Here is a 25060-nt window from a genome sequence, read left to right as displayed (position 1 = left end):
GACTTAGTTTTCCCAGGACTTGATCAGCTCGTCATAGCTGACGGTCATGGGCTCTTCGTCCTCGTTTTCCAGTTTCGGGAACGGGGCACCCGGCTGAGCAAACCAATGCTCTGCACCAAGTTCCTCATTCATAACCGGGCCAAGATCGCCCTGGACACCGGCACGTTCCAGGCGCTCCAACACACGCTCCTGGTCTGCACAGAGCGCATCCAGAGCCTCCTGAGGTGTCTTGGCGCCGGACATGGCGTCACCGATGTTCTGCCACCACAGCTGCGCCAGTTTGGGATAGTCCGGAACGTTGGTGCCTGTTGGCGACCAGGCCACGCGCGCGGGCGAACGGTAGAACTCGACCAGACCGCCCAGCTTGTCGGCACGGTCGGTGAAGTGATCGCTGTCGATGGTGCTTTCGCGGATGAAGGTCAGCCCGACGTCGGACTTCTTCAGGTCCACCGTCTTAGAGACCACGAACTGCGCATAAAGCCATGCGGCCTTGGCACGATCCACCGGGGTGCTTTCCATCAGCGTCCAGGAACCAGCGTCCTGATAGCCGATCTTCTGGCCTTCTTTCCAGTAAACGCCATGCGGGCTGGGGGCCATGCGCCATTTGGGCGTGCCGTCGTCGTTCATCACCGGCAGGTCAGGCTCGACCGTGGCCGCGGTGAAGGCGGTGTACCAGAACATCTGCTGTGCGACGTTTCCTTGCGCCGGGATCGGTCCCGCCTCGGAGAAGGTCATGCCAGCTGCGGCGGGCGGCGAATACTTTTGCAGCCATTCGATGGCCTTGGTCACCGCATAGACAGCCGCGGGCGAGTTGGTCGCACCGCCCCGCGCCACGCAGGAGCCCACAGGCTGCGAGTTCTCGTTCACCCGGATGCCCCATTCGTCGACGGGCAGACCGTTCGGCTCACCCACGTCACCCATGCCCGCCATGGACATCCACGCGTCGGTGTAGCGCCATCCGAGCGACGGGTCTTTCTTGCCGTAGTCCATGTTGCCAAAGACGTCGCCTTCCACACCCATGTGGCTGAGGTCACGGCCTGTAAAGAATTCGGCGATGTCCTCATAGGCTGTCCAGTTCACCGGAACGCCCAGCTCATAGCCATACTTCTCTTGGAAATCAGCCTTGTTCTTCTCGTCGTTGAACCAGTCGTAGCGGAACCAGTAGAGGTTCGCGAACTGCTGGCTCGGCAGTTGGTAGAGCTTACCATCCGGCCCGGTGGTGAAGCTGGTGCCAATGAAATCGTCCACGTCCAGCGTCGGCAAGGTCACGTCGGCGCCCTCGCCCGCCATCCAGTCAGTCAGGTTGCGCACCTGCTGGTAGCGCCAGTGTGTACCGATCAGGTCGGAGTCATTGATGTAGGCGTCATAAATGTTCTCGCCCGACTGCATCTGCGTTTGCAGCTTCTCGACCACGTCGCCTTCGCCGATGAGGTCGTGCGTGACCTGAATACCGGTGATCGCCGTAAAGGCCGGCGCCAGCACCTGGCTTTCATATTCATGCGTGGTGATCGTCTCGGAGACCACCTTGATGTCCATACCCTGGAACGGCTGGGCCGCATCGACGAAGAACTGCATCTCCGCTTCCTGCTCTTCCCGGCTCAGCACGCTCAGCCCTGCGATCTCGTTGTCGAGAAACGCCATCGCAGCCTCCATGTCCGCCCAGGCCGGCATCGCCAACAGCGATGTGACCAACGCGCCCATGGCGGTGGTTGATTTCAAAGAAAAGTTCATGTGTGTCCTCCCAAGACGTTATTGAACCGTTTTTTGCAGACTGCCCGAGACGTCCCGGACACTCCATTCTTCTTGCCTAGACCCAGCGGAACACCGCCACGGCATAGACAAGGCACGCCAGCAGCGCGTAGGGCTGCGGTGCGACCTCCAGACCCAGCCAGATCAGATTGATGAAGGCCGAGCCCAACAGCGTGATGAACAGACGATCACCCCGCGTTGTTTCGATGCGGAGAATGCCCACGCGGGGCGTCTCCGGGTATTTGATGGCGAGGATCGTGAAGATGATCAGCAGACAGGCGATCACGCCAAAGAAGATTGCAGTCGGTATGGTCCATGCCATCCAAGCCATCAGAAGTATCCTCCCTCATTCAGCCGACCTATCCAAATCGCTAAGAGCAGAACCGTGGCACATTGAAGAAACGCAAACAGCGGTTCGATCCAGCGACTTCCAGTCCGGATCGAAAGTAGCACCGCTGTCCACATAAGAGTTCCCGGAGCGACCATACCCAATAGGTGCAGCCAACTATTCAGAGAGTGTGAAGACAACTCGCCCCATCGCAACAAATACGCCAATTCGAGGCCGCCAAAGACCAAAACAGAAACCGGAGCAAACAGCCAATTCCCAAGAAATGCGACCCCATCGTCTGCAATCACACCAAGCATCAAAGCAGAAGGCCCAACCCAAGCCCAATTGCGGATAAAGACTTGTCGAAAATTGCGTCCCGTGTTCATGCGGACCAGTCGCCCCTGCAACAAAGCCTCCATCACACCCTCCCCAGGGCAAAGCCCTTGGCGATGTAGTTGCGGACGAAGTAGATCACCAAGGCGCCCGGCACGATGGTCAGCACACCGGCGGCAGCCAGCACGCCCCAGTCGATGCCCGCCGCGCCTTGGGTGCGCGTCATGATTGCGGCGATGGGCTTGGCGTCGACTGTGGTCAGCGTCCGGCTCAGCAGCAGTTCCACCCAGGAGAACATGAAGCAGAAGAAGGCTGCCACGCCGATGCCGGAGGAAATCAGCGGCATGAAGATCTTCACAAAAAACTTCCCGAAGGAGTAGCCGTCGAGATAGGCCGTCTCGTCGATCTCCTTGGGCACGCCGCGCATGAAGCCTTCCAAAATCCAGACCGCCAGCGGCACGTTGAAAAGGCAATGTGCCAGCGCCACCGCGATATGGGTGTCGAAGAGCCCCACCGAGGAGTAGAGCTGGAAGAACGGCAGCGCAAAGACCGCAGGCGGTGCCATCCGGTTGGTGAGCAGCCAGAAGAACAGGTGCTTGTCCCCCATAAAGCTGTAGCGCGAGAAGGCATAGGCAGCAGGCAGCGCTACCGCGAGGCTGATCGCCGTGTTCATCACCACATAGATCAACGAGTTGATATAGCCGATGTACCAGCTCTCATCCGTGAAGATCTTGACGTAGTTCTGGAATGTCAGGTTCTGCGGCCAGAGCGAAAACGAACTCACAATCTCGGTATTGGTCTTGAGGCTCATGTTCAGCAGCCAGTAGATCGGCAGCATCAGGAACAGCAGGTAAAGCCCCATGACAATGGCCGAGCGGTTGATGCGTGGGGCGCGGCGGCGCGCCACGGTTGTCTCACCCCGGCTCAGGGCCGCGGGGGCTTGCACAGTGGTATCGGACATCACACGCCGTCCCTTTTGTCGAGGTTGGTCATGACCGTGTAGAACACCCAGGAGATCAGCAGGATCACGAGGAAGTACATGATCGAGAAGGCCGCCGCCGGTCCGAGGTCAAACTGCCCCAGCGCCATCTTCACAAGGTCAATCGACAGGAAGGTGGTCGCGGAACCTGGCCCACCCCCGGTGACAACAAACGGCTCGGTGTAGATCATGAAGCTGTCCATGAAGCGCAGCAGGATCGCGATCATGAGCACGCCTGCCATCTTCGGCAGTTCGATGTAGCGGAAGACGGCCCAGCGGCTGGCCTGATCGATCTTGGCCGCCTGATAATAGGCGTTGGGGATCGATTGCAGCCCGGCATAGGCAAGCAGCGCCACCAGCGAGGTCCAGTGCCAGACATCCATGACGATCACGGTGACCCAGGCGGCAAAGACATCTTGCGTGTAATTATAGTCGATACCCAGCTTGTTCAGCGTATAGCCCAGCAAGCCAATGTCCACGCGGCCAAAGATCTGCCAGATGGTGCCGACCACGTTCCAAGGGATCAGCAGCGGTAGCGACATGACCACAAGGCAGAAGGACGCCCAAAAGCCGGATTTGGGCATGTTCAGCGCGATATAGATGCCCAGCGGAATCTCGATCGCAAGGATGATGCCGGAGAACATCAGCTGCCGCCAGAGCGCGTCCCACATGCGGTCGTCTTGCAGCATCTCGCGGAACCATTCGAGGCCCGCCCAGAAGAACTGATTGTTGCCGAAGGTGTCTTGCACGGAATAGTTAACGACCGTCATCAGCGGGATCACCGCCGAAAAGGCCACCAGCACCAGCACCGGCAGGACGAGGAACCACGCCTTTTGATTGACTGTCTTGTTCATCAGGCGGCCTCCCCCTCCGGCGCCACGCGCCAGTCATCCGCATAGACGTTGATCCCCTTGGGGTCGAAGGTCACATGCGGATTGATCTCCGGAATGAAATCACCCTCTCCCGCAATCGCGCTGAGCTGCGCGCCTTCGATCTCGAGCCGCACAATTTTGTGTCGTCCCACATCCTCCACCCGCAGAACCCGGGCCGGGACGCCCGTCTCCTCGGCGGTCACGCGGACATATTCGGGGCGGACGCCCACCTGCACCTTGCCATTCGGCGGTGCATATCCGGCGCTGAGCGGCACCTGAACACCTGCAACCTGCGCCGTGGCCCCCTCGATCTTCGCATCGAAGACGTTCATCCCGGGCGAGCCGATGAAGTAGCCAACGAAGGTATGCGCCGGGCGCTCGAAGAGCTCTTCCGGTGTGCCAATCTGGACCACCCGCCCGTCATACATGACCACCACCTTGTCGGCGAAGGTCAGCGCCTCGGTCTGGTCGTGGGTCACATAGATCATCGTGTGACCAAACTCGTGGTGCAGCGATTTCAGCTGGGTGCGCAGCTCCCACTTCATATGCGGGTCGATCACGGTCAGCGGCTCGTCAAAGAGCAGCGCGTTCACATCCTCGCGCACCATCCCGCGCCCCAGCGAGATCTTTTGCTTGGCATCCGCCGTGAGCCCACGCGCCTTGCGATCCAGCTCCGCCTCCATGCCGATCATTGCACCAATCTGCTGCACGCGCTGCGCGATGTAGGACGGATCGGCTCCGCGATTGCGCAGCGGAAAGGCCAGATTATCGCGTACGGTCATCGTGTCGTAGACCACCGGGAACTGGAACACCTGCGCGATGTTGCGCTCTGCCGTGGGCGCATCGGTCACGTCCTGATCATTGAACAGAATGCGCCCCTGACTGGGATGCAGCAGACCTGAGATGATGTTGAGCAGCGTGGATTTCCCGCAACCCGACGCGCCCAAAAGCGCATAGGCCTCGCCATCGACCCAATCGTGGTTCAGCTCTTTCAGAGCAAAGTCGTCTTCGGATTTCGGCGAAGGGAAATAGGAATGCGCGAGATTGTCGAGCGTGATCTTGGCCATTATGCCGCCTCTGCGTAGGGGGCCGCAGCGACCAACCCGCCGTCCTGACCAAAGAGATAAACATGCGCGGGGTCGAGATAGACCTCCAGATCTTGGCCCGGCGTCAGGCTCTGGATGCCATGCACGAGACCCACCCAGCGTTCTCCGTGATGATCGAGATGCACAAAGGTCTCTGAGCCCGTGATCTCGGTCACCGTGAGCTGCGTCTTGAACGACATCGCGCCTGCGACGTGCTGGGTCAGTTCCAGGTGGTTGGGGCGAAACCCCGCGGTGTAGGACCCATCGGGCAGCGATTGCGCGCTCGGCGGCACGTCCACTGTTTGTCCGTCGCCAAACGACAGAGCGGCGCCCGCCTTGGTGATCTTGAGGAAGTTCATCGGCGGGTCAGAAAAGACGCGCGCGGTCGTCGCATTGACCGGTTTGCGGTAGACGGTGGGGGTTGGCCCGAACTGCGTGACCCGCCCTTCCCAAAGGGCTGCGGTGTTGCCGCCAAGAAGCAGGGCCTCTTCCGGCTCCGTTGTCGCATAGACGAAGATGGACCCAGATTCCTCGAAGATTTTCGGGATTTCGGCGCGCAGTTCCTCGCGCAACTTGTAGTCGAGGTTGGCCAACGGCTCGTCGAGCAACACCAGACCGGCATTCTTCACCAGAGCCCGCGCGAGCGCGCAGCGTTGCTGCTGCCCACCGGACAGCTCAAGCGGTTTACGGTCCAGCATCGGGGTCAGCTTCATCAGCTCCGCCGTTTCGCGCACACGCCGGTCAATCTCATCCCGGGACTGTCCCAGCAGCCGCATTGGCGAGGCGATGTTATCGTAGACGGTCATGGAGGGGTAGTTGATGAACTGCTGATAGACCATCGCGACCTTGCGATCCTGCACCCGCATGCCTGTTACATCGTCGCCATTCCAGATCACGCGCCCCGTCGCCGGCACATCAAGCCCCGCCATCAGCCGCATGAGCGATGTCTTCCCTGAAAGTGTCGGCCCCAGCAGCACATTCATCGTGCCTTTCTGAAGCTCAATGTCTGTCGGGTAGATATGGGTCGCCCCGCCGACAGTCTTAGACACCCCTTCCAAAATCAAGGTCATGTCCGCCCCCTATTATTCTGCTGCTTTGGCCACGCGCTCCGCCGCAGCGGACCGCATGAATGTCTCCAATGCAGTGACGTCTTCTTGTGTCAGTCTCAGCCCGAGCTTGTTGCGCCGCCAGATCACGTCCTCAGCGGTACGGGCATATTCATTCTTCTGCAACCAGCGCACCTCGCGCTCGGTCAGTGTCGCGCCAAAGGGCTGGCCTAGATCGGCCTCACCCTGAGCCCCCGCCATCACGTCCCAGGCTTCTGTTCCATAGGCCCGCACCAACCGACGCGCCCAGAAATCCGACAGGAAAGCGAAGTCCTCCTTGAGCCGCGTGACCAGCACATCGAACCCATCAACGGCAAAGTCCCCACCTGGCAGCGGCACGCCGGCCGTCCAATGCCCTGATGTGCCCGGAAAAAACGGCACGATCTTGTCCATCGCATCCTCCGCGAGCTTGCGATAGGTGGTGATCTTGCCGCCAAACACATTGAGGATCGGCGCACCGCCCGCATCATCCACTTTCAGCGTGTAGTCGCGCGTCGCTGCCGTCGCGCTGCTCGCCCCATCGTCATAGAGCGGCCGCACGCCGGAATAGCTCCAGACCACGTCCTCTACCCCGATATCCTCTTTGAGATACTGATTGATGAAGTTGAGCAGGTAGTCTCGCTCCTCGGTCGTGCATTCCGGCTTCACGCTCGGGTCATCATGCTCCGCATCGGTGGTGCCGATCAGGGTGAAATCCGTCTCGTAGGGGATCGCGAAGATAATGCGCCCATCGGTGCCCTGGAAAAAATAGCACTTGTCGTGATCGTAAAGCTTGCGCGTCACAATATGACTGCCCCGCACCAGCCGCACGCCTTCGCTCGAGTTGATCCGCACCTTCTGCTGGATGATGTCGCCAACCCAAGGACCGCCTGCATTCACCAGCATACGTGCACGTATGTTTTGGCTCTCACCGCTTTCCACGTCTTCGACCGTGATCTCCCACAGATCATCAACACGTGCCGCACTGATCACCTTGGTCCGGACCATCACATCCGCTCCCCGTGCCTCCGCATCACGGGCGTTGAGCACGACCAGCCGCGAGTCCTCAATCCAACAATCGGAATACTCATATGCCTTCTCGAACCGATCCTCGAGTGGTGCCCCCTCGACGCTTCCCTTCAGGCTCAACGTCTTAGTCGCCGGCAAGATCTTCCGCCCGCCCAGATTGTCGTAGAGCAGCAAACCGAAGCGGATCAGCCATGCCGGCCGACGCCCTTTCATCCACGGCATGATCGTGTTCAGAATACGCGACGTTGGCGTCGCGCCCTCGAACCGCATGTCTTTGTGATAGGGCAGCACAAAGCGCATCGGCCAGCTGACATGCGGCATCGCCTTGAGCAGAACTTCCCGCTCCGCCAATGCATGGCGCACGAGATTGATCTCAAAGTACTCAAGATAGCGCAGCCCGCCGTGGAACAGCTTGGTAGATGCGGAGGAGGTGGCCGATGCCAGATCATTCATTTCGGCGAGCGCCACGCTCAACCCGCGGCCTGCCGCATCGCGCGCAATGCCGCAGCCATTGATACCACCGCCCACGATGAAAAGGTCATATGTCTTGGAATGCGCTTGAAGCGACGACACAAAACCCTCCCAACTTTGCGTTCACCGTTGGCAGAGGGGTACCGCACTGGATGACCGCGATCAAGCGGTTTTTTTCGTTTATGTTCGTTTTTGACCGGAACCCAGGATGAGCGATTACCGCAGGCATCGCTCTCGACCCGCAACCGGGGTGCAGACGCTGTGCAGATTCAGCAAGACGGAGCGTCGGGCAGGCTGAGACGCGACTGACAGGCGGCACCCCTTCCAAGGGTGGAGCGAGATAACTGTAGAATTATCTCTATTTTTCAGCTACTCAGCGGATAGGAGGAGCGCATGTCACAGACCTTTCGTCACCCTGACATCCTGAAAATCGCCCAACGCGAAGGCAAAGTCACCGTCGAGGGGCTGGCCGAACACTTCGGCGTCACCTTGCAGACGATCCGACGCGATTTGACCGAACTTGCAGAAGCGAACAAACTCGAACGTGTGCACGGCGGCGCGATTCTCCCCTCGGGTACGACAAACATCGAATACGAGGAACGGCGCACGCTGAACCAGGAGTCAAAGCTCGCGATGGCGCGGGCCTGCGCAGCACAGATCCCTGAGGGCTGTTCGGTCTTTCTCAATATCGGAACCAGTACCGAGGCGGTCGCTCGCGAGTTGTTGCAGCATCGGGATTTGATGGTGGTCACGAACAACATGAACATCGCCAATATCTTGGTTGATAATCCGGAATGTCAGATCATCGTGACTGGGGGCGCCTTTCGGCGTTCGGATGGCGGGTTGGTCGGGACGCTGACCATCGAAACGATCCGGCAATTCAAATTTGATTTTGCGGTCATCGGGTGTTCTGCGATGGACGAAGACGGTGATATTCTCGACTTCGATATCCAGGAAGTCGGGGTCAGCCAAACGATCATCGCGCAGTCCCGCAATTGCCTTCTGGTTGCGGATCACTCCAAGTTCAGCCGTACCGCCCCAGCGCGGATCGCTTCGATGGGAGCGGTGTCGACCGTGATCACTGACAGACCGCTGCCCGGCAACCTCGGACAGAAATGCGCGGATTGGGGCACGAAGGTCATCGTCACGAGCTGACAATGGATCATCAGCGAAAAACTAAGTCGCGGGCAGCGCGCTCTCGCGTACTTTGCGCAGAAGTTTGACAAACCCCGCGACCTGATGGCGCGCCGTTGCGGCCCCTTTCTCCGCAGTTCCAAGATGCGCCTCGCCCACTGTACCGTCGGGGTTCAGATCGCTAGCAATCCAACCATAGGACACAGGCCCAATCGGCTGGATCAGGCTGGTCTCAGCGGTCGAACGGAAGTCCTGCGCCTGTGTCAGATCAACCGTTTCGGGGCGGAAATGCAGCATGAGCGAGGTTTCAACATCGCCGCCGTGGATGCCAAAGGTTACCTCCTGCTCGGAGTACAGACCTTCGGGCGTGCCAAAGGCGCCCCATTGGCATTTGACGGCCAGCATATTGGCCTGGACCCGAAGCTCGCGCGACAGGATCGAGATCAGATCGAGATTTCCACCATGAGAATTCATGATCACGATCTTCCGAATGCCCGCGCGCGCAACGCTCAACCCGATCTCCGTCCAGGCGGTGAGCGCTGTGGCAGCCGTTAACGTCAGCGTGCCCGCAGCCCAAAGGTGCTCGTTCGATTTGCCGACCGCCTGCAATGGCAGAATGCGGAGGTCCAGATCCGACGGCGCTTGGCGGCGCAACTCATCGAGCATCCCCTGCCCGATCAACGTGTCGGTGCCCACCGGCAGATGCGGCCCGTGCTGTTCGATCGCGGCGGTGGGCAGGATCGCGATGGTCTCCATCGGGTCAATGTCGCCGAAGTCCGAGGCCTTGAAGTCGGCCCAATCTGTGCAGCCACTCACGTCTCAGCCTTCGGCGCGTAGGTCGCATCCAAGCGCGAGCGTAGGTAGTCCGCCGCACGCACGGGCGGGTACTTAGGCGTGCCAGTCCCCGGCAGGGCCGCGACCACCGTGTCGGGATGAGCTTCCACAAAAAACGCCACCGACCGGCGTTGGCGTTTTGGCGGCAAGACGCGGTGCGGCGTGGAGACATAGATGTCGTTGGTCCAGCGCATCAGGCAATCGCCGATGTTGACCACATAGGCGCCGGGCACATGCGGCACGTCGGTCCAGTCACCGCCACGCGGCTTGACCTGCAGCCCGGCCTCACCATCGGTCATCAGCAGCGTGATCGCGCCATAATCCGTGTGCGCACCTGCGCCGATCTCGTTCTGCGCGCCGGTCGCGGGCGGGTAGTGCAGCAACCGCAAAGCAGCCAGCGGCTCGGCAAAAGACGCTGTGAAGTGGTCCGCCTCCAGCCCCAAATCCGCTGCAAAGGCGCGATGTATATCCACGCCCAAAGCCAGCGCGGCATCGAAGTAGGCCAGCATTGTGTCGCGAAACCCGTCGATCTCAGGCCAGACGTTCACCCCCCGAAAGGGCTCGCCCCGCACCACACGCGGATCTTCGGGGGCGAGGTCGAAGCCAATATTGAAGCTCTCCTTGCGGTCGACCAGAGCCGAGCTGTCATCGAGCGACTCGTCGCCCTCCGCCGCCCATCCCCGGTAGTGCGGCGTGTTCAGGATCGACAGGGCTTGTTTCTCAGCAACCGACAATGAGAAGAAGGCATCCGCCATCTCGAACACCCGGGTGCGCAGGTCCGCGGGGACCGTGTGATTTTGCAACAGGAAAAACCCCGGACCACGCACCGCTTCCCCAAGATCCGACAAGAAACCCGCACGATCCGTCTCGAACCGGGACCAGTCGAGAACCGGGATCATACCCGCACCGCACTGTGCTTGACGGGGACGGCTCCGATGAACTTGTCCATCTTGCGCGCAACCTTCTGCAAATGCGCGCGCCGGCTGGCCTCGGTCGAGCTGTCCATCAGGTAATGTGCCGCGAAGGCGGTCTTGCAGCGTGGTGCACAGATGGCCCGGACACCGCGCAGGATGGTGCGCTTGCCGGGTGCGCCGATCATCTGGGTCAGCCCCCAGCTGGCTCCGCAGGTGGTGAAAACACCGAGCCGCGTGATATGGGTCAGCCCCGGACGGATGTTGTCGTTCTCGCCATCGGGCATCAGGAAGGCCACATCGGGCAAGAGCACGCGGTCGAGCCAGCCCTTCAGCATCGCGGGCAAGCCGTACCACCAGGTCGGGTAGACGAAGATCAGCGCATCGCACCAGAGCACATCCTCGACGTCCTGCGCGACCGGGACGCGGTTGGCGGGGGTGTCCTCGTAAATGTCCAGTTCTTCGCCACTTAGGACCGGGGCGAAGTTGCGGCGATAGAGGTCGATCACACGTATCTCTGCGCCTGCGAACCGCAGCCGCTCAAGCACGGTCTCGCGGACCGCTGCTGTAAAGCTGGTCTCCTTCGGATGGCAGTGAACAATGAGCGCACGCATTCAAAACCTCTCCATTTCCACATCGACGCGCGACAGAAAGCTTGCCCTTTGTGCATCTGTCGCGCGGTTCATATCGTAAAGCGCAAGATATCGCATTTTTTGCGGGCGGCATACGTGCCAGACCGCACGCGTGACGCATTTCCGAGGCGGGTCACCAGCGAGGAAAGCCCGCGTCCGGGTCCCGCCATAGGTTGTGACCGCCGCCAGCTTACGAATATGCTGCAGGTTCGGACGCACCTTGCCACTCTCGAGCTTGAATGACACACCGGGGAGGAACACTCGGTCGAAAAACCCCTTGAGGACGGCCGGAAACCCGAAGTTCCAGACCGGAAAGACCAGAACCAGCGCTTCGGCACGCCGCAACCGATCGACATAATCGGCGACCGGGCCAGTGTTTGTCAGCTCTTCGTGATAACCGCGCCGTTCCTCCGCCGTGAGGACCGGCGAAAACCCTTCGGCATTGAGATCGCAATCATCGACATCCCAGCCCCGAGCCCGCAGCCGCTCGACCACCTGCCCATGCAAAGCCGCGGAGAAGCTTTCCGCGCAAGGATGGGCAAAGAGGACAAGCGCACGGGTCATGGCTATTCAGCCGCGCGCATCTTGGGATAGCTGTACATCCGGTCGAACCCCCAGTCCGGGTCGTCCCAGGCGATCATCTTGCCGGGGTTGAGCAATCCCTTGGGGTCGGCTTCGCGCTTGAAGGCCAGTTGGCGGTCATCCACCGTCTGCCGCCCCCCCTCTTCCAGCGTATAGCGGTGCGGGTTGAAGACCAGCGCGCCCGCGTCTTCGTGGATCTTGATGATCTCATCCAGCCGCGCTTCGGTGGTGAACTTCAAAAGGCTCAGACCAGCAAACATGATCTTGCCGTTCTCCTTCATCACCTCGAGATGCTGCAACACCTCGGGGCTCAACGCGTCGCGCATCTTTTCGATCAGGTCCAGATGCTGCGGGAAGCCATAGCGCACTTGCAGGTAGGTGATGCTGGGGTCGACCTTGAGCGCGCGCAGGGTTGTGTGGTTCCAGCCGTATTCAAAGATCATCCCGGGCCCGCGTGGCCAGTCATGATCGTCGCTGCGATAAATGAGCCAGGCGCCGGGTCGCCGCCCAAGGAACGTCAGGAACCCGTCCATCGAGTGCGGCGCCACCATGAGCGCCACAAGGTTTGTCCCCGCCTCCACATGAGGGGCCACACGCTGGAAGTAATCCTTGGCAATGGGCGCCTCGAACACGGTGGCGAGCTTGATCAGGATGCCATCTTCATTGGCCAGTTCTTCCGCAAAGCGGGCCGCGTCCATGAAGTCATCGGTCGCGACAAACATCTCGACCCAGTCGTAGGCCGGTGCCAGCGGCATTTCGACTTCAGTGATGATACCGTTGGTGCCGTAGGCGTGGCTGACCCGGGCCAGTTCCTCGCCTTGGAACTCGAGAACGCGCGGCTCTTCCTCCATGGTCACAACGCGCAGACGGATGATGTTACCGAGGTCGCGGAGCGAGCCCCAGGTGCAAGACCCAACGCCGCCCGAACCGCCTGCGATAAATCCGCCAATGGTCGCCGTCGCCCAGGTCGAGGAGAACATGCGGATTTCCTGGCCTGAGTGGTCCTTGCAGGCCGCGTCGAGATCTTTGAGCAGGCATCCCGGTTCAACGATCACCCGCCCGGGCGCGATCTCCTTGACAGCCGTCATGTGCCGCAGATGCATCACACAGCCGCCCGCCAGCGGCATCGCCTGCCCGTAGTTGCCGGTGCCCGCGCCGCGCGTGGTCACGGGCACGTTATGCGCATAGCACGCCTTCAGCACTTCGATCACCTCCGCCTCACTGCGTGGGGAGACGACGAAATCCGCGGTCACGTCATCGAGGTGCGCTTTCAAAACCGGAGAATACCAAAAGAAGTCCCGGCTTTTCGCTTTGATGCCAGCGCCCGTGTCCTCGAGGTCCAGATGGGCGAGAGCGGCTTTGGCAGCGTCGAGATTGGCGGTCATGATATCCTCATCAGGTGGTCGAGTTCGGCATAGTCGGGCAGTGTCCGGTCGATCTGCTGGCCTGCGCGGATCACGATACGGTCGGCCTGCGGGCGCGCGAAAAGCTCCGTCCAATTGCGCGCGCGGCAGATCACCAGATCGGCGGGCGCGCCAGGGTTGAGGCTTGGCGCCTCGAACCCGCAGGCTTTTGCCGGATTGGTCGTGAACGCGCGCACCCAATCGGTATCCGCGTGATCCAGATGTCCAATGCGTGTCGCCTCGCGCATGACCTCGATCATATCCAGGTCGCCATAGGCATAGAACGGGTCGCGCGTATTGTCCGAGGCAAAACTCACATTCACGCCGCGTGCCTTCAACTCGTGTACCAGTGTGACACCGCGCATGCGCGGTGTGCCGCTTTGCCGATCCTGCAGATAGAGGTTGCACATGGGCAAGGAGACAACGTTGAGCCCGGCCTCTGCGACCAGGTCCATAGTGCTGGCGGCGCGGTCTGGCTCCTGAGCCGCGAGAGAGCACAGATGCCCCACGGTGACAGGGGCGGCGAAGCCCGTCTCTAGGACGGCTTCGGCAATAGCGCGTAACGTTTCGGACGACGGATCGAGCGTCTCGTCGACGTGAAAGTCCGCCTCAAGCCCGCGCTCCTGTGCGAGATCGAGTAACAGCCGCACCCGCGCTTCGATATCCGGCACTGGATAGGCGACCATGCCAAGGACCCCGCCCGCTTCGGCAACCACATCAGCGGTGTGCACGAAACCGGTATCAAGCGCGACGGCATCACAGCCCACAAGACAAGCCGCTTGCAGCGTGATCTGGTCACGCCATTGCAGCCGCAGCTCCTGGAAGACCGGCCACGAAACATCATCCTGCGGCGGGATGCTGTCGAGATGCGTCCGGATCGCCCGTGTGCCATGCGCGTAAGCGCAGCGCAGGGCAAAATCCATACGCGCGGCCACATCATCCGCCGTCCAGTTGGCGGTTCGGTCCGCTCCAACTGTGCTGAGCGCGCCGTCAAAGCTGCCATCTGGGTTTGCGGCCCGCGGCCAGATGTGGCCCTTGTCCAGATGGGTGTGCATGTCGATGAACGCCGGGAACACCATCGCGCCTTTCATATCGACCACCTGGCCAGGCGCATCGGTGATGCGGTGTCCGTCCAACGAGAGGTCAAGCGAAACCAGATCACCCTCCTGCTCCACAAGGCACGCAGGCACCGTCAGGTTTTTCAGGGTCACCGGCCCTGCTGGCAGTGTCAGGACATCCATCAGGGCTCTCGGCTCAACGCGCTCTCATGCCATTTGCGCAACAGCATGTGGCTGAGGAAACTCAGGCCCGCAAAGATGATCACACCGGTCGCCGCAATCAGGATCAGGGCTGCGAACATGCGCGGGATATTGAGCCGGTACCCGGCCTCGAGGATGCGGAAAGCGAGCCCGGATTTCAGCCCGCCGGTCCCCGCCACATATTCCGCGACCACAGCGCCGATTAACGAGAGACCACCCGCGATGCGTAGGCCGCCAAGGAAGTACGGCAGCGCCGAAGGCAGTTGCAAAAACCGTAGGGTTTGCCAGCGAGACGCGCCGTAGATGCGGAAAAGGTCGCGCAGATTATGATCGGCGGAATTCAACCCCAGCGTGGTGTTGCTGAGCACCGGAAAGAAGGCCACCAGCCAGGCGCAAAGCAGAAGCCCCGCGATGCGACTGTCTACGTAGATGAAGATCAGCGGTGCGATGGCGACGATTGGCGTGACCTGCAGGATCACCGCGTAGGGGTAGAAGCTCATCTCGACCAGCCGCGACTGGGTGAAGAGCACCGCAAGTCCGACGCCGCCGATCACCGCGACCCCCAGCGCCATCAAGGTGATCTGCACAGTGACCAGCAGGGCCTCGAACAGCATCGCCCAGTCCTTGATCAGCGTCTCGAAGACCAGTCCAGGCCCCGGTAAAATGTAATGCGGGATCTCGTTCCAGACGACAATCCGATCCCAGATCACCAGCATCAGGATAAGAACCGCCGCAGGCAACACCCACTTGCCAAACTTCTCGAGCTTGCGCCGTCGCAGCCGGGCCACTTCGTCTGCATCGAGCGTCATCGGGGTGTCGGTTCGGTCCGCCAAACTCATGCCGCCTCTCCCATCGCCTGATGCAAGGCGTCCGTCGCCTGCCGTGTATAGGCGGCGTATTCCGCCGAGGTCCGGAAGGTCTCCTCGCGCGGATAGGCAGCATCGACCTCAAGCTCGGTGATCACCCGACCCGGTCGCGCGGCCATGACGACGATGCGATCCGACAGGAACACGGACTCGAAGACCGAGTGGGTCACGAAGATGACCGTGCAGCCGATGGCCTCCTTCAGTTTTAGAAGGTCGTTGTTGAGCTTGAACCGCGTGATCTCGTCTAGCGCGGCAAACGGTTCATCCATCAGGATGAGCCGCGGCCGCGTGACCATCGCCCGGGCAATCGAGACGCGCATCTTCATGCCGCCCGAAAGCTCGCGTGGATAGCTTGTCTGGAACTTCTCAAGCCCGACCAGCTTCAGCGCTTCCAGCACGTCGTCCTTCACCTCGTTGTAGGACTTCCCGCGCAGGCGAAAGGGAAGCCAGACGTTCTGGGCCACTGTAGCCCAGGGCATCAGCGTGGGCTCCTGAAAGACGACGCCGAGGTCGCCCGTATCATGCGTGCCGGTCCACGTGATCCGCCCGGCAGTGGGATGCAACAGGTCCGAAATCAGACGCAGCGCAGTTGATTTGCCGCAACCCGACGGGCCCAGCAGCGAGATGAAATCACCCTCACGCACCTGCAGTGACATGCCTTTCAGCGCAACGACATTGCCGTTGAACGTCTTGTCGACGTGCTCCATCCGCAAAAGTTCAGGCCGCGTGTCCTGCGGCTGATCTGATGGTGTCATGTATCCCCCGACAACACCGCCCGGGCACGCCATAGTGCCCGGGGTTCACCCTAACCTCTCAGGGCTTGATGTCTTTGCCCACGGACTTGTTGGTAAAGTCCAACGTGTAGGCCGCCTTCCAATCGAGCCCCTCTTCGAGAACACCAGCTTCAACCATACTGTTGTAGAAGTCACCAATGACCTGATCCGTCATCGACCCGATGCCGGTCTCTAGCGCTTGCCCGCTGTCAACAATGCCCTGCTCGATCATCATCTTTTTCGCGAAATCGATCTTGTCCTGCGTCATGTCCGGGTTTGCCGTCTTGATCAACTCATCCGCCGCGCTGCTGTCACCGTAGAGATAATTGTACCATCCCGTCAGCGAGCCATCGACAAAGCAGGTTACCTTGTCAGGGTCGGTCGCGATTGTGTCCGCCATGGTCTCGATGGTGGTGGCGTAGGAGGAATAGCCGGCATCCGCGATTAGGAAGACATTCGGCGCAAAACCCGCTTCCTTTTCAACGGCATAGGGCTCGGAGCTCAAGTAGCCCTGCATCCCTTTCTGCTTGTCGGCAATGAACGGCGCAGGATTGAACGTATAAGGCTCGCGTTGCTCGACGGTGAAGCCATGCTCCGCAATCATCCATTGATAGTAAGAGGTGAAGCCATTGTCGCCGATCAGCAGTGTGAGGTCCTTGAGCTCTTCCCAACTATCCGCTTCACCGGGATGGGCCAGGATCACTTGCGGGTGTTTCTGGAAGATCGCAGCCACCGAGACGACCGGGATGCCCTCTTTCACCGCGTTGAATGCCTGGAGCATATCGCCACCCATGTGGAAGTCGATTCGACCAGCCAGCATTAGCGCGCGGTTATTGACCTGTGGCCCGCCAGAGATGATCTCGACATCCAGCCCGCACTCCGCATAGGTGCCGTCGGCGACAGACTGGTAAAAGCCGCCGTGTTCGGCCTGCGCGAGCCAGTTTGTCCCAAACACCACTGGCGTCAGATGGCCATCGGCGAACGCGGTTGTCGCGCTCAGGCTCGCAGCGCAGGCAAGTGTCGAAATTCGTGTGACGAACATGAAAACCTCCAAGACATGTCTTTTGCCAATCGTTCGGAGCGCTTGGATCAAAGGGAAGCAGCGCACAGTCAATTTGACGACATTGGCACATGTTCGCGCAAATATTGAGCGATTTCCACAATTCTGTTTATTTCTTGAGCAGACAGGGATTGATACGATGCCTGATCGGCGCATCTGTCTCAGCACCTGTCGCGTGCCGACCGGCCTTTAGGATCAGCCCAGACGAGACCAAATGTTGATGCAACTGTCGAGATGCTCGACTTCAAACGCCATCCAGATGCAGCGGTCAGAGGAGGTGATCTGAAGGATTGCGAAGTCCTCGTCGGGTGCGCCAATCCAAATTTGTCGGGTGAGGCCGTCTGGCTGGGTATGAAATGCGGCCTCCATCTGCTGCAGCTTTTCGCAAAGGGTGCTCTGCCCCTTCTCGCGCACGCGGCCATCAAGCTGTCGATCGACGATAGCCAGCGCGTAGCTGGCACTTTCCGACAGGGCTGTTTCGATCAGTGCGGTGATATCGCGCGGAATGGCGTCGGTCGCGATATGGCTGAGCAATTCCGCCACGGACACCCCAACCTCACCCGAGGTCGTCGCCGTCGCCACAATCTCACTCCGCAGGTGAATAACAGATGCGCTTGCGCTGAAGGCCTCGATCTGCGCCGCCGCCGAGACAGCATCCGCCTTGGAGAGCGGCGGATCGTTCGCAAACCGCATGATGCGTCGCTCCGCCACCTCACAACAAAGCGTCCGCGCCTCGCCAGTTGCAAAGGTCAAACGGCGCGGGAGCACCGTTTCATCGATTGCACCGAGAACCGACGCCAGCGCATTGCCTGCGTCATTTTCAAAGATCACCCGACCCGCGGCGGTGGCTGGGGCCGAGCCGCCCGCCAACTCGTCAAGAACGTGCTGCAGCCGCCGTTCATCTTCCAAATGTCCGTCGGGCATCGGTCAGACCTCTTCGCAGAGCTCGGACAGCACCGCAGCCCCCGCATCCATGATCTCGGACAGACGCACATCCCGTTCGCACAAGAAGCAAAGCGCTTCGTCGCCGCGGTCTGACCCTGCCACGACGCAGGTGACCAACGGCGAGCCCATGGAAACTGCCCGCAGCGGCACTTCGGTTGCCTCGAAGACCTGTTCGGACAGCGACTGAGCGATTGCACCTGACAGCTGGTGTTTTGCAGCCTTGCAAAGTGCGTCCAGCCGCTCCTGCGCGACTTTTTCAGCGGTGCTGGCCGCGAAGACCATACCCGTCGACAGATCAGCAAAGGCCACAATTTGACAGCCCCGAAAACGGGTCCGCAAACCGTCCAGCCGATCCTGCACTGCCATTCTGACGACCTATCTCCGATATCAGCGCGCAACATCGCAGCCGCACTGAGTTGGGTATAGCGTCAGAACATGTCCGTCCGGTTAACGGTTTTCAGCTGATTTCATGAGAATTTTGGCGTCAAGCTCAGTTCTTCTTCCGGCTCTGGTCGGGGCGCAGGGCGGGCCCGCACGGATTTCGCAACCGGGCGGCGGGGCACAACGCGGTCGGATGGCTCAGCGCGCGCGGCCTCCACGGTCTCCGCATGCGTAGGATCAGGCTTCGCGGCCCGCGCCAACGCGGCGAAAGGCTCCGCCGAACCGGCATCCGACACCCGGTCGGCCAGGGTCGCGACAACGCCTAAGAATGCATTTACAAAAGGTTCCGCACCGCTTTCGTCCCAAAGCTGCGGATCATCCCCTGCATCGCGCGCTTGGGTCAGCGAGATCATGAGCGTATCGAGAAACAGATCGTCCGTCTCGGTGCGCACGCGCTTCAGCACTTTCTGCCGATCCTTCTCAGACGTCAGCATATCGCCGCGGGTCAGCAATAGGATCGACTGCGCCTGCACCTGCGATGGCACCATGTCCCAGACCGACGCCTCGCTTTGGCGCCAGGCCTGCGTTGCCGGACTGCACCAGATCACGGCGTCGGCAAGCGGCAGAATGCGCTCCCAAACGTCGGGCGGCATGTTCGGATCAGAGATGCCCGGCATGTCGATGACATCGCACATCTTGAGGATCTCTTCCTCGCATTGGATGCGGATGAAGGCCGTATCCATGGCGGAGGTATCCTGCAGGGTTTCAAGATCACAGGGCGTTTCATTGCCGTCCAGATCGACGATGGTCGCCGGTGCCGTGCCATAGCTGATCCAAACAGGCGGCAATTGCGTCGCAATGACCTGAACAGGCAGGGGATCAGCCCCGATCATGAGATTTGCGAGCGTGCTCTTGCCCGCGCTGAACTCACCCATCAGGGCGATACGCGGTCGGCGTAGCCCGGTAAGGGCATCTGCAAAAGCCGGTGTGTCGGGCGGTGTCTGATCAACTGTCATGTCGCGTACTCGCTCAAGAGGTCCATGGTCTTGTGCAGCAGTGCCGCGCGATCCGGGGGCGCGGTTTTTGCCATATGGGCGCGCATCTGGTCGGGGCCGGCCTGCGCGATCTCTTCCAGCGAAGTGAAGACAGCGCGCTGTTCAGCCAGAAACGCATCAAAGGCCTCGAGCGCATTCGTGCGGATTTCCTCTGCCAGATCATCGCGCAACTCATCCACGAAGGGTTCTGTCTCGGTCTTGATCAGATCATAAAAACTGGAGGCATAGGCCTTGTACCCTCGACGATGCAGCCACCAGCGTTTCCACCAGCTTCCGTTGAGATCGAGCGCAATGGTACGACCCAAGGTCACTGGCGCCGGCGCGTCCGGTGCGCGGGGTTGGGTAACGGTGATCTGGTCAGGGACGAGGCCAAAGGCCTGTGCGTAGAGTTGGCCGAGGTCATCCCGCACTTGCTGGGTGGCGGTCTCAAAGGCTGCCTTGCTCTTTCGCGCCAACACCTTGTGAGATGAGCTGAGCAACATGCGCAACCCTGCGGGATCGTACGTCCAAGGCGAAGAATCGCCGTTCTTTTCGAGATGAACAATCAGCGAGGCCGTCGCGCGATCAAGAAAGCTGGCCTGGACACGGTCCATACGGTCCGAGAATTCCGCGAGAATGCCGTCGAAGGTGGCGCGCAGTTTCTCAGCCTCAGCGGCAAGAAGGTCGTCGAGCCCCTTGCGCGCAGTGGCACCTTCAAGCTTGCCCAGTTTCGCGCCGTCCTGCGTCTGCGTCGAAAGGCGTTGTCCCGCCGACATCGCACTTGTGAGGTTCAGCGCGCTGGTTCCAATGCGATGTAACGTGGCATCTGCCGGGCCCTCAGCGACACGGGCTGCAATAGCCTGCTGCAGCATCGGCACGCCAGACAGACCCCAGGCCAGTTTCGAAGGATCCCTATCCTTCTGTCCCTCAAAGAGTTGCCCCAGATCGGCATGATCGGACCAGTCCAGAAGCGCATCGGCCCTGGCACGCGGCAGTTCATCCAAGCGCCCGTCGAGCGCGTGCGACGCCCAGAGCGCGCTGCCAAAGATCACCTCGGCGTCTTCGGGCCCCTTATGACGGGACAGTGTGTCTGCGATACTTGCCCTGATCTGCGGGATCTGTGCCTTGGGATCGGACAATTCATCCACACGATTGACGAAGATGATCACGTCGCGAGACTTCACATGGGTGATCAGCCGGATCAGCGCCAGATCGGTCGATGACAGCGCCTGATGAGCAGAAAGCACCACCACGCAGATCCGACTGTCGCGGATCGCGCGGATTGTGATCTGCTCGCGCATCATGAAGGTGTCGTTCACCCCCGGCGTGTCCCGCAGACACAGCCGCATGGGCAAAGCGGGGCATTGCAGGCTGAGATCGGCGGCTTTGGTGATATCGGCAAACCGGCCCTGCTCCTCGGAAACGTCAGGCGCGTCTTCGTCGGGCTCCTCACCGAGACAAACGTATCGTTCGATCAAATCCTTATCGACATAGCCGTAGTCGCGCTGTTGCCCGAGAAGCACCTCGAATTTCCGGCCAAGGCGCTGGCGGGATTTCTCGCGCATCTCGGCTGCTTGCGCCTTGATCTTCTCCAACTCGTCATCGGCGCCAGCCCGGCTGGCCAACTCTCCAATCCGACCGCCGCCCGAGATCAGGCGATCCCACTCGTCTTCGTCGAAAAACTGGAACGAAGCTGTTTCCTGAAACCCTTGCGTTTCGGGGTGCAGATGCAGGGACGTGACAACGGATGTCCACGGGTTCACATCCGCAGGCAGCAGGTCGGGCAGCCCCACCAGCGCGTTGACCAGCGAGGTCTTGCCTGATTTGATTTGTCCGATCAGGGTTACGCTCGGCTCGAAGCTGTCAAGCTGGCGTAGCAACCGATCCGCGCGCTTGGATGTCCCGCTGTCTCCCAGGCTCTGCAGCCCGACAAGCGCCCCGCGGAGATGCGCGCTCATCTGAGCGATCTCGCGCATGGGTGCGAGGCCAAGCCCGAGCAGCTCTTTCCGGGTGGCGTGTTGAAACTCCGCGCGCTCGGATGACGTCAGGGCATTCATGAGCGGCCTCCCACGGGGCCGCCAGAGCACCTTAATGCAGAGTGAGGTTGGATGTATATTGGCCCGCTCGCCATGAAATCTGCTGCCCCTAATGTTGGTTTTGCTCTAGTCCTAGGTGGCGCGCAAATGTGCTCCGATTGTGGCGATCTGTCGGCGCAAATACCAACAATAGTTAGGCTTTTAACAAGCGATCCGCTCTTCCAGGTCGCGCTTCAGCTGCAGGATGACCGTCGCGGCGTCAGCCGCGGACCGCATGTCATTCTCGAGCCCCATCAGCACAACCTTGTCGCTGGCCTCGTAGAGATCATTGCGCCAGACCTCGAAGGCATCGTTACGATGCGCCTGATCCCCTGCGAACTCAGCGAGGTCTTCAACAAGCGCGCCGCAGGTGGTCAGAACGTGATCAGAGACTTCGATGTTGGGATCAGACGATGACAATTCCGGAATCCGGGCGCACAGAAGATCGAGCGCCCGCTGATACGTCTGCACACTAGGCCCGTCCGATAACGTCTTAGCCAATGGCTCTTGCGGCTGCGCGTCGTGCCGTTCGAGGAACAGCAGTGCGCGGTCTAAATCAGCCTGGCGGCCGGACGCGGCCAGTCCCAAAAGCGTATCACGCAGCGCCTTCACACCGCTTGCCGCCAGAGCCGCATCGTCGACACTGTCACCCTGCGACATCGCTTGATGGATGTGATGGGTCGAGGTCGGAAAAAAGCTGTGAAACTCTTCTGCAGCGATGCTCTGCAACTCGGCGATCCGCGCAGCCATTGTTCCTTGCGCGGCGAGAATATCAGCCTTGGTCAGCACCAAGAAGCTATGATCTTTCAGGTGGTCTGGCACTCCAGCCCAAACCGCCGCCTCTTCGGCGCCGAAGACCTCGGTGCACCAAACCACGATATCGGCACGTCCGAGCGCCCAGTCCAATCGCACCGCCATCTCGTCGGCCTTCGTTGGAGTTGAAACATCGACCAGCGTGGTCGTGTCGAGCAAGGGGCTCGACAGCACGATGGTCTGCAACTGGTCGGTGTTCGGCGTGGCGGGCCCCGAGGAGCTGACGTATCGGACACCATAGCTCCCGCCTGTGTCCTGCGCGTCAAGAGAAGCGCCCAGCATCACCCCGCAGAGCTGCGACTTGCCGGCCCCTTTCGGCCCGAGCAAAACAACCTGTACACCCCCGCAAAGTCGGTCGCGCAGGTCTTGCGCCTGTGATCGTGCCGAGCCACTCAAATCACCATGCGCCAGCGCATGGTCCAACCGCGTGATCACGGTATCGGATGAGAGATCATCCAACACAACGCAGGACATCCTTGGCCTTTGCCTCCGCCGCACCAACCTGTCGGGGCTGTGGGTCGTTCAGCTTCACAATCGAGAACGACACATTGTCCAGGTCCGGATCTTGCAAGTCGCTCAAGCGCGCCAGCAGGCTGTCGGCGATCTCGGCGCTATGCGCTTCTCGATGCGCAGTCAGCACCTCCGTGATCTCGTCGTTCGTCAGGAACTGAAGCCCATCGCTCGCGACAATCAGCACGTCATCCGTACGCAGTTCCAAGGGCTCCTTCGGGCAATCGATGCGAGGCACCTCCTCGCCAAAGAGCACCGAGGTCAACGTGTTGCGGTCCGGATGGCACCGGGCTTCATCAGTATCCAACAGGCCGGACTTCACCATGAAGTCGATCTGCGGCGCCATGGAATGGTCTTCGTTGAGCTGCGACAGCCCACCGTCCCGGAACAGGAAGAGCGGCGAGTCGCCAACCGAAATCCAATACAGGTTCCGGTTCAGGATCACAGTGGCCACGAGGGTGGCCCCCATGCCATGCGTCTCGGGATGCATGTCCACATGCTGGCGCAGACAGGCATTCGCCGCCATGGTCGCATCAAAGAGGTTCTGCGTCACCGTCCGCTCAAAGGCGGCCACATCACCGCGCTGAAACATCAACTCGCTGAAAACCTCTGTCACAACGATCTTGCTCGCGACATCTCCCGCGGCGTGGCCGCCCATGCCATCGGCAAGCACCACGAGGCCAACGTCAGAGCCTCGCGAGAAATCGGAAATCACCGCGTCTTCCTGGTAAGTGCGCTCGCCTTGGCTGAGAGCGGAGGCTGCGTCGAAATCAAACGTCGGAGGCATCGCCGCCATCCGTCATGTTCCATTTGAAGTCCGACCCGCAGAGCGCAACAAAGCGCAGCGTGGTCTCACCAATGCGGATGAGATCGGCATGATGCAGCTCTTCGGTGCTTAGCACCGGGCGCGCGTTGCGCCGAATGATATTCGATTTGCCGCCATGACCGATGTAGAATTTGTTCTGCTCTTCGTCATAGGCGATGGCCGCATGATTGTGGCGCGAGATGCTGTTGTCGCCGAAGTCGAGTTTGATCACCTGATCGTCGCCGCGGCCGATCATCGACGCGCCCGTGAAAATGCTGAAGGAATGACCAACACCAGGCCCCTCGACAACCACCAGCCAGCCGACCGGGAACTTCTCGTTCTGCGGGCTCGCCGTGGCACCTTCCGTGGCGCCAATCGGGTCTTGCGCCCCCTGGTCAGCGCGGTTGAACCCAAGAAGGCGGGTCTTTACCCGCCCTGCCCGCCGGCCAGAGCGGCCTGCCATCGGCGCGGGTACAGCAGCCTCCGACGTCGCGGAAAGATCCACTGGGGCGGATGCGGCTTCCTCCGCGACGCCGCCTGAAAGCTCAAGCTGTCGCTTGGCGAAAGCCACAACATCCGAGGGCTCTTCCGCCTCGACTTCGGGACCACCGACCATTTCCTGGACCGGCTCATCGTCGAAGGCGGCCTCGGAGGTCTCAGATGTCATCTCCTGCTCGAGCAGGTCTTCCGGTTCCATCTCCGGTTCGACGCGGGGCGCAGACTGCGGCTCGACTTCTTCCATCATGCGCGTTTGGGCCAGCACCGCGGCAATATCGGCTCCGCCGTCATCCTCGTCGTCTTCGGCGACCTCTGGCGCGTCGTCCGCATCCGCGAACGCCTCAGGCGCGTCGTCATCCTCGGCCGCATCGTCCGTCAGCGGCGCTTCTGTGCCAGCCTCCTCCTCGCCGGCCGTCTCGGCCACGGCAAAAGGGTCCAATGGCAGAACGCGGTCTTCAGACGTTTCCATGAAGGCCTCGCGCAGCGCGTCCTCATCCAATCCTTCGTCGCCTGTGGCAGGTGTCGATTGGTTTTGAAAAACCTTCCGGAAGAGTGTCATGTCATGCCTTTCCAAAGTTGTTTGTAACCAGCCGCCTCGGAACTTCCCGAAGCGG

Annotated in this window: 25 protein-coding genes; 1 reads left to right on the top strand and 24 read right to left on the bottom strand. The window is 60.6% G+C overall.

What is annotated here, in order from left to right; translation table 11 throughout:
* Window positions 1-3: 3 nt before the first annotated feature.
* The 8 genes from ACVC7O_RS08570 to glpD form a co-directional block, all read right to left on the bottom strand.
* Window positions 4-1731, bottom strand: coding sequence for an ABC transporter substrate-binding protein (locus ACVC7O_RS08570; RefSeq protein ID WP_458325669.1), 1728 nt, complete (start codon window positions 1729-1731; stop codon window positions 4-6).
* A gap of 76 nt (window positions 1732-1807) precedes the next feature.
* Window positions 1808-2080, bottom strand: a complete 273-nt coding sequence (locus ACVC7O_RS08565) for a DUF2160 domain-containing protein (protein WP_263845460.1) — start codon at window positions 2078-2080, stop codon at window positions 1808-1810.
* The gene (locus tag ACVC7O_RS08560; protein ID WP_458325668.1) at window positions 2080-2496 is read right to left on the bottom strand and encodes a hypothetical protein; all 417 of its coding nucleotides are present in this window, start codon (window positions 2494-2496) and stop codon (window positions 2080-2082) included. The genes ACVC7O_RS08565 and ACVC7O_RS08560 overlap by 1 nt, the downstream gene beginning before the upstream one ends.
* On the bottom strand, window positions 2496-3371 hold the full coding sequence (locus ACVC7O_RS08555) for a carbohydrate ABC transporter permease (RefSeq protein WP_458325667.1): 876 nt from the start codon (window positions 3369-3371) through the stop codon (window positions 2496-2498). Before ACVC7O_RS08555 ends, ACVC7O_RS08560 begins: the two co-directional genes overlap by 1 nt.
* On the bottom strand, window positions 3371-4243 hold the full coding sequence (locus tag ACVC7O_RS08550; RefSeq protein WP_458325666.1) for a carbohydrate ABC transporter permease: 873 nt from the start codon (window positions 4241-4243) through the stop codon (window positions 3371-3373). Before ACVC7O_RS08550 ends, ACVC7O_RS08555 begins: the two co-directional genes overlap by 1 nt.
* Complete coding sequence (locus tag ACVC7O_RS08545; protein WP_458325665.1) at window positions 4243-5328, bottom strand: ABC transporter ATP-binding protein; 1086 nt, start codon at window positions 5326-5328, stop codon at window positions 4243-4245. Before ACVC7O_RS08545 ends, ACVC7O_RS08550 begins: the two co-directional genes overlap by 1 nt.
* Window positions 5328-6416, bottom strand: coding sequence for an ABC transporter ATP-binding protein (locus ACVC7O_RS08540; protein ID WP_458325664.1), 1089 nt, complete (start codon window positions 6414-6416; stop codon window positions 5328-5330). Before ACVC7O_RS08540 ends, ACVC7O_RS08545 begins: the two co-directional genes overlap by 1 nt.
* A gap of 12 nt (window positions 6417-6428) precedes the next feature.
* Complete coding sequence (gene glpD, locus ACVC7O_RS08535) at window positions 6429-8033, bottom strand: glycerol-3-phosphate dehydrogenase (protein WP_458325663.1); 1605 nt, start codon at window positions 8031-8033, stop codon at window positions 6429-6431.
* Window positions 8034-8324: 291 nt separating this feature from the next.
* On the opposite strand from glpD, the gene ACVC7O_RS08530 reads away from it, so the two are divergent.
* On the top strand, window positions 8325-9086 hold the full coding sequence (locus tag ACVC7O_RS08530; RefSeq protein WP_458325662.1) for a DeoR/GlpR family DNA-binding transcription regulator: 762 nt from the start codon (window positions 8325-8327) through the stop codon (window positions 9084-9086).
* A 21-nt stretch (window positions 9087-9107) separates the two neighbouring features.
* On the opposite strand, the gene ACVC7O_RS08525 is transcribed toward ACVC7O_RS08530, so the two are convergent.
* From ACVC7O_RS08525 to ACVC7O_RS08450, 16 genes are all read right to left on the bottom strand, one after another.
* Window positions 9108-9881, bottom strand: coding sequence for a creatininase family protein (locus ACVC7O_RS08525; protein WP_458325661.1), 774 nt, complete (start codon window positions 9879-9881; stop codon window positions 9108-9110).
* Entirely contained in the window at window positions 9878-10798 is a 921-nt protein-coding gene (locus ACVC7O_RS08520; protein WP_458325660.1) for an isopenicillin N synthase family dioxygenase, read from the bottom strand. The genes ACVC7O_RS08525 and ACVC7O_RS08520 overlap by 4 nt, the downstream gene beginning before the upstream one ends.
* The gene (locus tag ACVC7O_RS08515) at window positions 10795-11424 is read right to left on the bottom strand and encodes an NAD(P)H-dependent oxidoreductase (RefSeq protein WP_458325659.1); all 630 of its coding nucleotides are present in this window, start codon (window positions 11422-11424) and stop codon (window positions 10795-10797) included. Before ACVC7O_RS08515 ends, ACVC7O_RS08520 begins: the two co-directional genes overlap by 4 nt.
* Window positions 11425-12006: an NAD(P)H-dependent oxidoreductase gene (locus ACVC7O_RS08510; RefSeq protein ID WP_458325658.1), complete on the bottom strand. Its 582-nt coding sequence runs from the start codon at window positions 12004-12006 to the stop codon at window positions 11425-11427.
* 2 nt (window positions 12007-12008) lie between these two features.
* A complete protein-coding gene (locus tag ACVC7O_RS08505; protein ID WP_458325657.1) occupies window positions 12009-13409 on the bottom strand; it encodes an FAD-binding oxidoreductase in 1401 nt (466 codons plus the stop codon).
* A complete protein-coding gene (locus ACVC7O_RS08500; protein ID WP_458325656.1) occupies window positions 13406-14668 on the bottom strand; it encodes a cytosine deaminase in 1263 nt (420 codons plus the stop codon). Before ACVC7O_RS08500 ends, ACVC7O_RS08505 begins: the two co-directional genes overlap by 4 nt.
* Window positions 14668-15525: an ABC transporter permease gene (locus ACVC7O_RS08495; protein ID WP_458325655.1), complete on the bottom strand. Its 858-nt coding sequence runs from the start codon at window positions 15523-15525 to the stop codon at window positions 14668-14670. Before ACVC7O_RS08495 ends, ACVC7O_RS08500 begins: the two co-directional genes overlap by 1 nt.
* Window positions 15522-16307 carry an ABC transporter ATP-binding protein gene (locus ACVC7O_RS08490; RefSeq protein WP_458325654.1) on the bottom strand — a complete coding sequence of 262 codons (786 nt, stop codon included), beginning with the start codon at window positions 16305-16307 and terminating at the stop codon, window positions 15522-15524. Before ACVC7O_RS08490 ends, ACVC7O_RS08495 begins: the two co-directional genes overlap by 4 nt.
* A gap of 58 nt (window positions 16308-16365) precedes the next feature.
* Entirely contained in the window at window positions 16366-17367 is a 1002-nt protein-coding gene (locus ACVC7O_RS08485; protein WP_458325653.1) for an ABC transporter substrate-binding protein, read from the bottom strand.
* 213 nt (window positions 17368-17580) lie between these two features.
* Window positions 17581-18309, bottom strand: a complete 729-nt coding sequence (locus ACVC7O_RS08480) for a hypothetical protein (RefSeq protein ID WP_458325652.1) — start codon at window positions 18307-18309, stop codon at window positions 17581-17583.
* A 3-nt stretch (window positions 18310-18312) separates the two neighbouring features.
* Window positions 18313-18696 (bottom strand): hypothetical protein, encoded by a 384-nt coding sequence (locus ACVC7O_RS08475; RefSeq protein WP_458325651.1) that lies wholly within the window; start codon window positions 18694-18696, stop codon window positions 18313-18315.
* 101 nt (window positions 18697-18797) lie between these two features.
* Window positions 18798-19727, bottom strand: coding sequence for a dynamin family protein (locus ACVC7O_RS08470; protein WP_458325650.1), 930 nt, complete (start codon window positions 19725-19727; stop codon window positions 18798-18800).
* Entirely contained in the window at window positions 19724-21802 is a 2079-nt protein-coding gene (locus ACVC7O_RS08465) for a dynamin family protein (RefSeq protein WP_458325649.1), read from the bottom strand. Before ACVC7O_RS08465 ends, ACVC7O_RS08470 begins: the two co-directional genes overlap by 4 nt.
* Before the next feature lie 180 nt (window positions 21803-21982).
* Complete coding sequence (locus tag ACVC7O_RS08460) at window positions 21983-23095, bottom strand: hypothetical protein (protein WP_458325648.1); 1113 nt, start codon at window positions 23093-23095, stop codon at window positions 21983-21985.
* The gene (locus tag ACVC7O_RS08455; protein ID WP_458325647.1) at window positions 23085-23930 is read right to left on the bottom strand and encodes a PP2C family protein-serine/threonine phosphatase; all 846 of its coding nucleotides are present in this window, start codon (window positions 23928-23930) and stop codon (window positions 23085-23087) included. The genes ACVC7O_RS08460 and ACVC7O_RS08455 overlap by 11 nt, the downstream gene beginning before the upstream one ends.
* A complete protein-coding gene (locus ACVC7O_RS08450; protein ID WP_458325646.1) occupies window positions 23914-25005 on the bottom strand; it encodes an FHA domain-containing protein in 1092 nt (363 codons plus the stop codon). Before ACVC7O_RS08450 ends, ACVC7O_RS08455 begins: the two co-directional genes overlap by 17 nt.
* Window positions 25006-25060: the final 55 nt, after the last annotated feature.

This window comes from Roseobacter cerffii (genome assembly GCF_054226325.1).
This window is presented reverse-complemented; position numbering and strand designations above follow the sequence as displayed.